Origin of the sequence: Janthinobacterium sp. CG_23.3, assembly GCF_046115965.1 — a bacterium.
Taxonomy (GTDB): domain Bacteria; phylum Pseudomonadota; class Gammaproteobacteria; order Burkholderiales; family Burkholderiaceae_D; genus Janthinobacterium.
The window spans coordinates 20,790-32,879 of the sequence record NZ_JBJXIB010000064.1 but is presented as its reverse complement, the minus strand read 5'-3'; the positions used below and the strand labels follow the sequence as shown (position 1 = coordinate 32,879).

The 12,090-nt window shown below is 64.0% G+C and carries 11 protein-coding genes, 3 tRNA genes and 1 pseudogene; 3 read left to right on the top strand and 12 right to left on the bottom strand.

Annotated elements, in window-relative coordinates; translation table 11 throughout:
• Positions 1-322 precede the first annotated feature (322 nt).
• Positions 323-409 (top strand): annotated as a pseudogene (locus ACFDR9_RS15915) (group II intron reverse transcriptase/maturase); the annotation flags it as partial.
• Between the two features lie 58 nt (positions 410-467).
• On the opposite strand, the gene ACFDR9_RS15910 reads toward ACFDR9_RS15915, so the two are convergent.
• From ACFDR9_RS15910 to ACFDR9_RS15895, 4 genes are all read right to left on the bottom strand, one after another.
• A complete protein-coding gene (locus ACFDR9_RS15910; RefSeq protein WP_409031625.1) occupies positions 468-890 on the bottom strand; it encodes a hypothetical protein in 423 nt (140 codons plus the stop codon).
• Between the two features lie 79 nt (positions 891-969).
• Positions 970-1,734: a ferritin-like domain-containing protein gene (locus tag ACFDR9_RS15905; RefSeq protein ID WP_035787657.1), complete on the bottom strand. Its 765-nt coding sequence runs from the start codon at positions 1,732-1,734 to the stop codon at positions 970-972.
• Positions 1,735-1,766: 32 nt separating this feature from the next.
• Positions 1,767-2,939 carry a hypothetical protein gene (locus ACFDR9_RS15900; protein WP_017876777.1) on the bottom strand — a complete coding sequence of 391 codons (1,173 nt, stop codon included), beginning with the start codon at positions 2,937-2,939 and terminating at the stop codon, positions 1,767-1,769.
• Positions 2,940-3,181: 242 nt separating this feature from the next.
• Positions 3,182-4,582, bottom strand: coding sequence for an L-cystine transporter (locus tag ACFDR9_RS15895; protein WP_026132896.1), 1,401 nt, complete (start codon positions 4,580-4,582; stop codon positions 3,182-3,184).
• A gap of 347 nt (positions 4,583-4,929) precedes the next feature.
• On the opposite strand from ACFDR9_RS15895, the gene ACFDR9_RS15890 reads away from it, so the two are divergent.
• Positions 4,930-5,733, top strand: coding sequence for an alpha/beta fold hydrolase (locus ACFDR9_RS15890; RefSeq protein ID WP_409031624.1), 804 nt, complete (start codon positions 4,930-4,932; stop codon positions 5,731-5,733).
• A gap of 5 nt (positions 5,734-5,738) precedes the next feature.
• Positions 5,739-7,319 (top strand): ATP-binding protein, encoded by a 1,581-nt coding sequence (locus tag ACFDR9_RS15885; protein WP_409031623.1) that lies wholly within the window; start codon positions 5,739-5,741, stop codon positions 7,317-7,319.
• Between the two features lie 127 nt (positions 7,320-7,446).
• On the opposite strand, the gene ACFDR9_RS15880 is transcribed toward ACFDR9_RS15885, so the two are convergent.
• The 8 genes from ACFDR9_RS15880 to ACFDR9_RS15845 form a co-directional block, all read right to left on the bottom strand.
• Positions 7,447-7,522 (bottom strand) — tRNA-Lys (locus ACFDR9_RS15880).
• A 77-nt stretch (positions 7,523-7,599) separates the two neighbouring features.
• Positions 7,600-7,675, bottom strand: a tRNA-Lys gene (locus tag ACFDR9_RS15875).
• A 91-nt stretch (positions 7,676-7,766) separates the two neighbouring features.
• A tRNA-Lys gene (locus tag ACFDR9_RS15870) sits at positions 7,767-7,842 on the bottom strand.
• Positions 7,843-7,920: 78 nt separating this feature from the next.
• Positions 7,921-8,679: a tol-pal system protein YbgF gene (gene ybgF, locus ACFDR9_RS15865; protein ID WP_409031622.1), complete on the bottom strand. Its 759-nt coding sequence runs from the start codon at positions 8,677-8,679 to the stop codon at positions 7,921-7,923.
• 100 nt (positions 8,680-8,779) lie between these two features.
• Complete coding sequence (pal, locus tag ACFDR9_RS15860) at positions 8,780-9,310, bottom strand: peptidoglycan-associated lipoprotein Pal (RefSeq protein WP_017876772.1); 531 nt, start codon at positions 9,308-9,310, stop codon at positions 8,780-8,782.
• A 26-nt stretch (positions 9,311-9,336) separates the two neighbouring features.
• Complete coding sequence (tolB, locus tag ACFDR9_RS15855; RefSeq protein WP_409031621.1) at positions 9,337-10,611, bottom strand: Tol-Pal system beta propeller repeat protein TolB; 1,275 nt, start codon at positions 10,609-10,611, stop codon at positions 9,337-9,339.
• Positions 10,611-11,639, bottom strand: coding sequence for a cell envelope integrity protein TolA (tolA, locus tag ACFDR9_RS15850; RefSeq protein ID WP_409031620.1), 1,029 nt, complete (start codon positions 11,637-11,639; stop codon positions 10,611-10,613). Before tolA ends, tolB begins: the two co-directional genes overlap by 1 nt.
• Before the next feature lie 19 nt (positions 11,640-11,658).
• Positions 11,659-12,072 (bottom strand): biopolymer transporter ExbD, encoded by a 414-nt coding sequence (locus ACFDR9_RS15845; protein ID WP_017876769.1) that lies wholly within the window; start codon positions 12,070-12,072, stop codon positions 11,659-11,661.
• Positions 12,073-12,090 lie beyond the last annotated feature (18 nt).

Here is a 12,090-nt window from a genome sequence, read left to right as displayed (position 1 = left end):
TCATAACCTCAACTACTCGAACCGCCCGGTGCGGACCCGCATGCCGGGTGGTGTGGCAGGGGTCGGCTAGTTTCACTGGCCGCCCCTATGCCAATTGGTGCGCCCAGCATGGGCGCATTCCTGCGGGTGCAAGTGCCACCGAGAGCTGAGCACAGTGGGTAATGCCGTTCACTTAACGTGTCGCAGGTCGGATTAGCGCAGCCTAATCCGACCATGTTGGCCGAAGCGAGTCGCGCTGCTCTGGGCCAACGTTGTCGGGTTACGCCGTTCCGGCTAACCCGACCTACGACAATCGCGTTAAGTGAACGGCATTAACCACAGCGAGCGGCGCGGCCATCGCTTCGCGCGCTACGCCGACGATGCGAACGTGTATGTTCGCCGCGTTCGGACGGGTCGGCGGGTGATGGCGCGAGAGCGGCTAACTGTAGCTGCGCCCCCATTTCCGATCCCGCGACGCGGCGCGGACCTTAGCCGCCGCTCGGTGGCGTCGTGGTGCCGGTAGTGCCGGACTTCGAGGAACCGCTGGTGCCGCTGGTGCCCGAGGAACCGCTGGTGCCGGGCGTGGTGCCGGGCGTGGTGGTACCGCTACCCGGCATGGTGCTGCCCGGCGTGGTGGCGCTGTCGGGCGGAGTGGCGCCCGGTGTCGTGGTGGTGCCCGGCGTGGTGGTGGCGGGCGGCATGGTCGTGTCCGGCGTGGGGGTGGTGCTTGGGGTGGCGCCAGGGCTGGTGCCGGTGGCGCCGCTGGTGCCGCTGCTGCCCGAGGTGGTGCCGGTGCCGCTGGTGCCGGCGGCGCCGGTCTGGTCGGTCGGCGTCTTGCGGCAGCCGCCCAGCATGGCGCTCAGCAGTGCCGCGGTCAGGATGATTCTGGAGGTTTTCGACAGTGCAATCATGATCGTTCCTTTCTTTAAGTGGGTAACTGTTAGGTTTGCCAGCCGGGTAAAAGTTCAACCTGTGCGCGACGCCGCTACCTCAGGGCGGCAGTTCCTCCAGCTCGTTGTCGTCGTCGATCTCCCGCACTCCGGGAATGCCGATGGCCTCTTCGTACCAGCTCTGCACCATCAGCAGGTGGCCGCGTTCCTCGTCGAGGGCGACGGTGAATTCGCCGACCATGTCGTACTGTTCCTGCTCCTCGGCCAGCGCGATCAGCGACTCCCAGCCGGCCTGGTCGGCCAGTTCGGCCGTCAGCAGCGCGTGCAGCGACTGCGCGATGGTGGTGCGCGGATCGTTGAGCACTTGCACCAGCCCCATCGATTCGACGCCGACCAGGTCGGCGCTGGGGGTTTGCGACGTGGCGTCGCCGCCCAGCGCCTCGATGGCCCGCGCCACCGTCAGGAAGTGGCGCGCCTCGTCGTCGCGGATTTCCTGCAGGTCGTCGATGCTCATGCTCAGGGTGCCGTCGAGCATTGCCTCGCATTTGGTGATGAGGGCGTCGTACAGGCGCGCGCCGGTGCGCTCGAAGGCCAGCCGCTCGCCCAGCTTGTCGAGCAGGATGTGCGGGCTGTCGCCCTTGAGCGCGGCGACGCCGGCCTTGGCCACGCCCTTCAGCGTGGCCGGCAGCGGCACCGAGCCGAGCAGGTCGGCGTTGACGATGTAGTCGTTGCGCAGGTTGGCGATGCCGGAGTCGTCGAAAAAAGCGTCCGGCCCGGCGCCGCCGACGTCCTGCATGGCGCGGCTGTCGAGCGGCGACATCTGGATGCCGGTGCGGTTCATACCGAGTTGTTCTGTCTGTGTCATCGTGGTGGTCCTCGCAATGTGCCCGCGCGCCGTCAGTCGACGGCAATCACGGTGCGGTTCAATTCCGTGCCCGGCACCCAGGCGTAGCCGGCGGCCACCGACTCGCTGGGCGAACCGTCGCGGTTCATCTGGTCGCGGTAGGCGCGCGACTGCGCGCTTTCCTGCGGCTTGTCGACGAAGCGGCTGCCGTTGGCGCGCAGGTCGACCTCCTGCGCCAACACCTGGCGCACGAATTCGCGGTGGCTCTTGAGGGCGATCGGCTCGGGCAGCGCCGGCGGCAGCAATTCGCTCGGGTCGCGTTTTTCGATCTGTTTGAACAGCTCGCTGACCATGTGGAAATGGCCCAGCTCGTAGTCGAGGAAGCGCTCCCAGATCGCCTTCACGTGGTGGTTGGTTTCCTGCTGCACGCAGCTGTAGTAGTTGTAGACCTCGTTGGCCTCGTGCAGCAGCCACTGCTCCATCCAGGTTTCGGACGGGTCCAGCAGCGACTCGTACTGCGTCACGTGCTGCTCCTCGATCGAGGCGATCTCGGCGTACAGCTGGCGCGCCACCGGGTCCGAAAACAGCGGCCCGACGTTCATGTAGTAGTCGTGGGTCTGGAACTCCGCGCCGGTGATGGTGAGCGCGTGCATTTTGGTCAGCGGCAGCGCGGTGGCGCGGTCGTACGGGTCGCGCAGGTCGTCTTGCGGGGCGCGGTGCTCGAGCATGGTCGGGCGGCCGGGCAGGATGTCGGTGTAGCTTTGCAGGATGTTGTTGGCGTCCTTGCCTTCGAGCCGGTCCAGCAGCGCCGAATAGCGGTACAGGTGGTCGAAGTCTTCCAGCATGCCGAAGCGGTATACCTGCGCCAGGTAGGGGTCCGGTTCGCGCTGGGCCACGGCGGCGGTCACCTCGATCGCCACCTGCTCGTAGGCGATGGTGGTTTCCAGCGGCGAGTGGTCCGAGCCCAGCAGCCAGTTGACGGTGGTGGCCTGGTGCTGTTCGGCGCGGCGGATTTGCGCCAGCGGCAGGCGCAGGTCGGCGTTCATGCGCGCGGCCATGTGCTGGAAGCGGATCGCTTCGGTTTCGACGCCGTTCATGAGGATGACGCGCACGCGCGTGAAGGCGTCGTCGTCGAGTTTGCTGATCGGATTTTGCACCAGCTCGCGCCAGGTGAAGCGCTGCCGGTCCAGCGCGCAACCTTTTGAGTCGTATAAATTGAAAGCCATATCGCCCCTCCTTCCTTGGTGTGCGGCGCGCGGACGGCGGGCCGCAGCCATCAGCCGACGTTCGAGCGCATCCCGATGGCAAAAATTAGACTGGCCGGCGCGCCCGTGGTTCGGGCGTGTTGATGGAATCGGGGCGCGAGGGGGACTTCTGGGAACGGGGTTTGATGTGCGCCAAACGGACGCCAAGGAGGGGGTTGCGGCCGTGCCGTTGGCGTAAAAAGCCAAGGGCACGGCGGTGCCGCCTACGCGGCCAGTTCGGCCTCGTCCAGGTTGAGTTCGGCGTCGCTGTTGAAGAGCGCCATGTCGGTCTGGCCCAGCACCCGGCTGGTCAGCGTGCCGGCGGTGATCGAGCCGCTGACGTTGAGGGCGGTGCGGCCCATGTCGATCAGCGGTTCGATCGAGATCAACAGGCCGGCCAGCGCCACCGGCAGGTCCATCGCCGACAGCACGATCAGCGCGGCGAAGGTGGCGCCGCCGCCGACGCCGGCCACGCCGACCGAGCCGATCATGACGATCGCCAGCAGCGGCAGGATGAAGGCGGCGGTGAACGGGTCGACGCCGACGGTGGGGGCGATCATCACCGCCAGCATGGCCGGGTAGATGCCGGCGCAGCCGTTCTGGCCGATAGTCGAGCCGAACGAGGCGGCGAAGTTGGCGATGCCCTCCGGCGTGCCCAGGCGCCGGGTCTGGGTCTGCACGCTCATCGGGATCGAGCCGGCGCTGGTGCGCGAGGTGAACGCGAAGGCCAGCACCGGGAAGATCTTGCGCAGGTAGCGCAGCGGGTTCAGGCCGACGCCGGCGATGATGGCCAGGTGCACGCCGAACATCAGGATCAGCGCGCTGTACGAGGCCAGCACGAAGCTGATCAGGTTGAGGATGTCGGCGTAGCTGGAGCTCGACACCACCTGCGCCATCAGCGCGAACACGCCGTACGGGGTCAGGCGCAGCACCAGCGTGACCATGCGCATGACGATGGCGTGGGCGACCTTGACGCATTGCTCGAACGAGGCGAACAGCGCCGGTTTCTTGGCGGCGATACCGGTGGCGGCGACGCCGACGAAGAGCGCGAAGATGACCACGGCGATGGTGGAGGTCTTGCGCGCGCCGGTCAGGTCGAGGAAGGGGTTGGACGGGATGAAGCTGATCAGCATGCTCGGCAGCGAGATCGCCTTGGCCGTGGCCAGCGAACCCTGCAGGTATTCGCCGCGCGCCGCCTCGGCGGCGCTGGCGGTCAGGCCGACCGCGCTCAGGCCGAACAGCTTGGCCATCAGGATGCCGATGGCGGCCGCCACCAGCGTGGTGAGCATCAGTGTGCCGATGGTCAGGGCGCTGATCTTGCCGAGCGAGTTGGCGTCCTTGAGCTTGATGACGGCGGCGACGATCGACACCATGATCAAGGGCATGATGATCATCTGCAGCAGCTTGACATAGCCGGTGCCGACGATGTCGAGGTAGTCGTTGGTGCCTGCCACTACCGGCGCGCCGGCGCCGTAGATCAGTTGCAGCGCGGCGCCGAGGACGATGCCCAGGCCCAGGCCGGTGAATACGCGCACGGTGAACGAGGCGTGCCGGCTTTGCAGCTGGAACAGGACGGCGCAGGCGGCCAACGCCACGGCCAGGTTGATGAGTATGTGAATTGCCACTGATTGCCCTCGTGTTGGTTTTCTTAGGGAGACGGGTGCCCGCGCGCGCTGGCGCCGACACCATGTTATACAAGTTTGCCGGGCGCCACAGCGGCGGCCGGTTTGGCACTGTACAGGATTGCCGCGCCGGCGTCGCCGGCCTAGCCGCGAATATTAAACTATATTGATATGAGGATAATGATTCAGCGGAACGGGCGCGGCTGACGGCCAAACTCCCAGTGGCTGCGAAAGCGAAATAAGCAACGATGTCGTCTTGCCAGGCAAGTTGTCGCGTGCGCGCCGTTGCCCATCGGTTCAAGCTACAATCGCCGTTTCGCGCAACAGTTACATCCTCTTTGGAAAATCCTATGTCCGTGTTAGTAAGGAATAATGTTCGTATCGAGGGTAACGGGGCCGCTACCATGGTGTTCGCACATGGATTCGGCTGCGATCAGACCATGTGGCGTTTTCTGGCCCCCGCCTTCGGTGAACGTTTTCGTACCATTTCGTTTGATCTGGTTGGCAGCGGCGGGTCCGACCTCGGGGCCTATGACCGGATGAAATACGGTACGCTGCACGGTTATGCCGATGACTTGCTCGAGATCCTCGAAGAGTGCGCGACCGGACCCGTGGTGTTTGTCGGCCATTCCGTCAGTACCATGATCGGACTGCTTGCGACGATCAAGGCGCCGGAACGGTTTCTCGCGCAAGTGATGGTTGGGCCCTCTCCATGCTATATCAACCATGGCGATTACGCCGGCGGATTCAGTCGCGGGGATATTGATGAACTCCTTGGTACCCTTGAATCGAACTACCTGGGCTGGTCTGGCAGTATGGCCCCTGTGATCATGGGCGTGCCTGAGCAGCCTGCGCTGCGCGAGGAGTTGACGGACAGTTTTTGCCGCAACGATCCTGAGATCGCCAAGCACTTCGCCCGCGTGACTTTCCTCTCCGACCATCGTGCCGATGTGCCTAAATCGGAGGTTCCGGCGCTTATCCTTCAATGCAGCGACGACCTGATCGCGCCACGCGCCGTTGGTGACTACCTGCATTGTCATTTGCCGAACAGCACTCTGCACGTCATCGAGAACGTCGGTCATTGTCCACACATGAGCGCGCCCACCGAGAGCTCAAGGGTCATCGAGAGCTTCCTCGCGCATACTTTGCGCTGACCCTGATGAGCGAGGCACTGCCATCGGGCGACTTTCTGTTTGAGCACGCGGCTTGCGCACTATTGCTGGCCGATTCTAACGGCCTGATTTTGAGGGCCAATGCCAGTGCATGTCGCTGGCTCGGTTACGAAGAAAACGAGCTGGCCGGCAAACTGCGCATGCTAGACCTGCTGCCCGTCGGCGCGCGCTTGTTCTACCATACGCACTGTCTTCCGATACTCCAGGTGAAAGGGTCGGTGGGCGAGATTCAAGTCGATTTACGTAACCGTTTGGGCGAGCGCGTGCCGATGCTGATTAACATCATGCGTTCGCAGCACGAGGATCGCGTGTTGGATCAGTGGGCGCTGTTCATCGCATCGGATCGCCGGGAATATGAGCGAGAACTGCTCGTTGCGCGTAAGACTGCGGAAGCGGCGCTGGAGGCGCGCCAGGAGGCGGAAGTGCTGCTGCAGGCGGTCAATGCGCAGCTATCCGCGACTGACCGCCGCAAGGACGAGTTCCTGGCAACGCTTTCGCACGAGCTTCGCAATCCCCTTGCGCCAATGCGTAGCGCGCTCGACGTCCTGAAGATGAAGTTCCACGGCGTGGCCGACGACCGGATACTGTCGGTATTCGATCGCCAGCTGCGCCATTTGACCCGGCTGATCGACGATTTGATGGAGGTGTCGCGCATCTCCCAGGGCCGCATGCAGCTGCAGCGGGAGCCGGTCGAGCTGACTGCGCTGTTGCGCAGCGCCGCGCAGGATGTCGCCACGCTGATGCAGGCGGCCCGGCATACGCTGACACTCTCGCTCCCCGCGCATCCTGTCGTTGTCGACGGGGACGCTACCCGTCTGGTCCAGATTGTCCTGAATCTACTCACCAATGCGGCGAAATACACGCCCGACGGCGGCTTGATCAAGCTTACGCTGGAGCGCGACCAAGAGCATGTCGTAGTGCGGGTGCGCGACAATGGCATCGGCATCCCGAACGACGCGCTGGCGAGTGTGTTCGATATGTTCTCCCAACTTGAACCAGCCCTGGAGCGGGCCAAGGGTGGATTGGGCATCGGCTTGGCGCTGGTACGGGGACTTGTCGAACTTCACGGCGGCACGATTTGTGCCAGCAGCGCGGGGCAAGGTAGAGGAAGCGAATTCACCTTGCAGTTGCCGTTAAGCTCAGACGCGGTAAGCCGCCACGTCGCCGCGGAAAAAATCGAGTTGCAGCAAGCTAACCTGCGCGTCATGGTCGTTGACGACAATAAGGATGCCGCTGAAACAATAACGATGGCACTGGAGTTGTTCGGTTGTAAGGTTAGGGCGGCCCATACCGCCGAAGCAGCGCTCGACATGGTCGCCGACTTCAAGCCCCAGGTCGCTTTGCTCGATATCGGACTTCCTGATATAAACGGCTATGAACTAGCTAGGCGCTTGCGCACCACGGCCGAAGGCTCATCTATGACCTTGATCGCTTCGACCGGGTGGGGACAGGAAAAAGATCGTCAGCTTGCATTCGATGCCGGTTTCAATCACCACCTCACCAAGCCCGTCGATTTTGAGCGTTTGCGCTTATTGTTGGTTTCCGATTTTTCGGTAGAGCCTCGGTAATACTGATTTGCGCGGGCAAGTGCGTGTGATTGCACGCATCGACCGAGGTGGAATATACCAGCGACCCGAGAGGGGCCGGAAAGCAAAAAGCCCACGAACCGAAATTCGTGGGCTTCCTGGTGCATCTTGGTAGGCCGTGCGGGATTCGAACCTGCGACCAACGGATTAAAAGTCCGCTGCTCTACCAGCTGAGCTAACGACCCAAGGTAAAACGGTAACGCCTGGAAGAGAAAAGGGCCGCACGCAGAGCATGCAACCCTTGTTCTTTTCAACTTATTCGTGGTAGGCCGTGCGGGATTCGAACCTGCGACCAACGGATTAAAAGTCCGCTGCTCTACCAGCTGAGCTAACGACCCGAAAAAGATAAAACAACAACAGTAAAACGTCGTACTAAAAAAATGCTTACAAACCGAAGTCTGCAAACAGCTTCTTTTGGTACTGTATTCGTGGTAGGCCGTGCGGGATTCGAACCTGCGACCAACGGATTAAAAGTCCGCTGCTCTACCAGCTGAGCTAACGACCCGAAGAAGAAAGATTATAGGGGCAGGGCGCGATCCTGTCAAATGCCCCGCAGCATTTTTTGCATGCCACTACCCCGTGATTACTTTTTCGGCAGGCGTTCCTTGGCCGTTTGCGCCGCGCTTGAGTCGGGGTATTGCGCCACCAGCGCGTCCAGGGTTTTCTTGGCGTTGGCCTTGTCTTTCAGCTCGGCGTAGCAGCTGGCCATGTTGAGCATGGCGTCGGCCGCCTTCGGGCTGTCCGGGTAGGCCTTGACGACCACCTGCTGCGCCGCGATCGCGCTCTTGCAGTCGCGCAGCGCGTAATGGGAGTTGCCCAGCCAGTATTGGGCGTTGGCGGCGTAGCCCGACTCCGGGTAGCGCTTGACAAAGCCGTCCAGCGCGGCGGCGGCGGCCTTGTAGTCGCCCGCCTTGAACAGCAGCAGGGCGGCGTCGTAGGACGCTTGCTCGGACGGTTGCACCGCCGCGTCCTTGCCGTCGATGCTGATCTGCCGCGGTTCGAGCTTGCGCAGGCGCGCGTCGAGGTCGACGTAGAAATCCTTCTGGCGCTTTTGGGCGTTCGACAACTCGTTGGCCAGCACTTCGATTTGCCCGCGCAGCCGGGCGATTTCCTGCATGGTCTGCTCGTGCTGGTTGATTAGCTCAAGCGTGCTGGTCTTGTCGGACTTGCCGTCGATGCGCCCGTTCAGCTCGCGCGTGACGGCGTCGACCTTGGTGCGCAGGTCGAGGATCGCCTTGCGCGCCTCGGCGTCGTCAAGCAGGCCGGCGCCGGCCTGCAGCGGCAGGTAGGCAAACGCGGCCATTACGGCCGCGGCCAGGCCGGCTTTGGAGAATGTCATCATGGTTCGGTGTGCTTTCATAAGCGGTTGTGCAAACGGGGCGGGGCGCGGTGTTGACCGCGCGCCGCCCCGTTATTATGCCCGTGGCCGGGTCGCCTGCCGATTAATAAACGATGTCCGCGCGGCGGTTTTCAGCCCACGCCGCTTCGTTGCTGCCGGACGCCTTCGGTTTTTCCTTGCCAAGCGAGACCGCTTCCATCTGGCTGTCCGGCACGCCCAGCGCGCCCAGCGACTTGCGCACCGCTTCGGCGCGTTTCTGGCCCAGCGCCAGGTTGTATTCGGCGCCGCCGCGGTCATCCGTGTTGCCTTGGATCAGAATCTTGCGGGTCTTGTTCTTGTTCAGGTACTGCGAATGGTTCGACACCACCGCTTGTTCGGCTTCGCGCACGATGTAGCTGTCGAAGTCGAAGTACACGCTGCGCTTGGCCAGCACGCCTTGCGGGTCGTTCAGCGGGTCGGTCGAGGCGGTGTTGACCGGCTCGACGGCGCGCGTGTCGGCGCCCTGGTTCGACTGGGCCGGCTCGGCCGAACGTTCGACGACTTTCGCCGGCTCGCTCAGTTTGACGGGGGTGCTGCAAGCGGACAAGGCTGCCGCCGCGGCGACGATCAGGGCCAAACTTTTATAGCTACTCATGGAATTCTCCTGTTAGTGGTAAAAAACTACTTCATGAAAGGACCCCAGGTGGGCTCCTTGATAGTGCCCGCTTGCGTGGACAGGCGTTGCTTGACCTTGCCGTCGACCGACACCACGGCCAGCGACTTGCGTCCGCCGGCCGCGGTGGCGTACATGATGTACTTGCCGTTGGGCGAAAAACTCGGCGACTCGTCGCTGCCGCTGTCGGACAGCCGCGTTTCCTGGCCGCTGGCCAGGTCGAGCGCGTACAGCTGGAAGCCGTCGCGGCGCGAGATGTAGGCCAGCGTCTTGCCGTCGGAGGCGATGCGCGGGCTGATGTTGTAGTTGCCGCCGAAGGTGACGCGCTTGGCCTCGCCGCCGTCCACGCCCATGCGGTAGATTTGCGGGCCGCCGCTGCGGTCGCTGGTGAAGTAGATGCTGGCGCCGTCGGCCGAGAACTGCGGCTCGGTGTCGATGCCGTTGCTGTTGGACAGGCGGCGCAGGCCGCTGCCGTCGGCGTTGACGATGTAGACCTGGGTATGGCCGTCGCGCGACAGCGCCACCGCCAGGCGGCTGCCGTCCGGGCTCCACGACGGCGCCGAGTTGCTGCCTTTTTCGTTGGCGACGACGGTGCGCGCGCGCGTGACCAGGTTTTGCACGTAGACCACCGGTTTTTTCTTCTCGAACGAGACGTAGGCGACCTTGGTGCCGTCCGGCGCCCACGACGGCGAAATGATCGGTTCGTTCGAGCGCAGCGCCACCTGGATGCCCTCGCCGTCGGCGTCGGCCACTTCCAGGCGGTATTCGCGCCCGCTCTGGGTGACGTAGGCGATGCGGGTGGCGAAGGCGCCGCGCGCGCCGGTCAGTTTCAGGTAGATGTCGTCGGCGATCTTGTGCGCCGACAGGCGCGTGAACTGCGGCGCGGCGGCCAGGCCGAGCGCCGACAACTGGCCCGACTTGATGGTGTCGAACAATTTGTAGCGCACGTCGAAGCGCCCGTCGGCCAGGCGCTGCACGCTGCCGACCACCAGCGCGTCGGCGCCTTTGGCCTTCCACTGCGCGTAGTTGATCTCGCTGGTCTCGGACAGGGTGGCGCCGGCGTCGATGACCTTGAAGGCGCCGCTGCGTTCGAGGTCGGCCTTGATGATGGCCGACATCTGCGCCGGGGCGACCGACTCGTCGGCGAAGGCGGCGATGGCGATCGGAATCTGGTTGCTGCCGACGCCGGAGATTTCGACCTTCAGCTGGGCGTGGGCGGCGCCGGCGCCGACCAGCAGGCCGCTGCAGACGATCCAGTAGTGGAATTTTTTCATGGTAGTCATCAAGGCAAGTCTTTCATATTGAATCCTGCGTCAACCTCACGCTCGACCGTGCCGTCCTTCTTCTTCGGCAGGGGCGACGATTTGGTAATGGCGTTCTCCACCGCGCTGTCGTACGCGGGGATGCCGCTGCTTTTGACCTTGCGCACCGAGATAATTTCCCCGGTCGGCAGCTGGTCGATCTTGAACACGGCGCGCGGGTTGCCCGGCACGTCGGTGTTGCCACTGTAGGCGATGTTGCTCTTGATCTTGGCCGTGATCGCCGCCGCGTAGCCGCTGTCGCTGCGCGGCGCGGTCGACTTGGCGGCCGTGCCGCTGGTGCCGGCGCCGACGGCGCCGGTGATGCGGCTCATCTCGAGGTTGCGCACGGCGTCGGCGGCCTTCTGCTCGGCGGCGGCGCGCTTGCTCTTGGCCAGCTTGTCGGCCAGCTTCTTGTCGGCCGCTTCTTTTTGCTCGGCCGCGTCCTGCTCGGCCAGCGCCTTCTCCTTGGCGATGTTCTTTTCCTTGGCCAGCTTGGCGGCTTTCTCGGCTTTCTCGACCTTTTCGGCCTTTTCGGCTTTCTCGGCCTTGGCGATTTTTTCGGCCTTCTCGGCGGCTTTTTCGGCCTTCTCCTGCTCGTCGAGCTTGCGCTGCTCCTTCAGCTTGGCCAGTTCGGCCAGCTTGTCCTTCTCGGCCTTGCGCTTTTCCTTGCGCTTTTCCAGCGCGATGTCGGGCGCCTGCGGCACCGGCGGCGCCTCCACCGGCGGCGGCGCGACCTTGGGCGCCGGCCGCGGCGGCGGCGCCGGTTCCGGCCGCGCCCGCGGCGGAGGCGGGGTCGGCTCGGGCGCCGGCGCCGGCGGCGCGGCGGCCTGGGAGCGCACGTCCCACACCTCGGCCTCGACGGCGACGGGCTCGGTGTTTTGCCAGCTCACGCCGATCCACAGGAAGAACAGCAGGCCGGCGTGCACGCCCACCGCCAGGGCCAGCGCGGGCCAGCGGCGCTTGTCGCGCGGCACCCGGTAGGGCGCCTCGTCTGCGTGGGCGGGGTTCATGTTCTGCACGGTGTCGTCTTTACTTGGTGGCCAGGCCGACCCGGTTGATGCCGATCTTCTTCGCTTCGGAAATCAGCTGGATCACGTCGTCGTACTTGCTTTCCTTGTCGCCGGCTATCATCACCGGAAACTCGGGGTGCGCGGCGTGCAACAGGCGCAGCTTGCGCATCAGCGCGGCGCGGTTGGGCGCCGTCTCCGGCGTCTGCTGCGCCTTGCCCTGGATGCCGATCGACAGCGCGCCGTCCGGTTTCAGCACCACCTGGATGTAGTCGTCGGGCGGGCGCGCCGACTTCTCGGCGTTGGGCAGGTTCACCACGCTCGGGTTGTTCGACGAGGGCATGACCATGAAAATGATCAGCAGCACCAGCATCACGTCGATGTAGGGTACGACGTTGATCTCGGACTTGAACTTGCGGCCGCGGCCACCGCGCATATTGCTGGAAAAAGATGC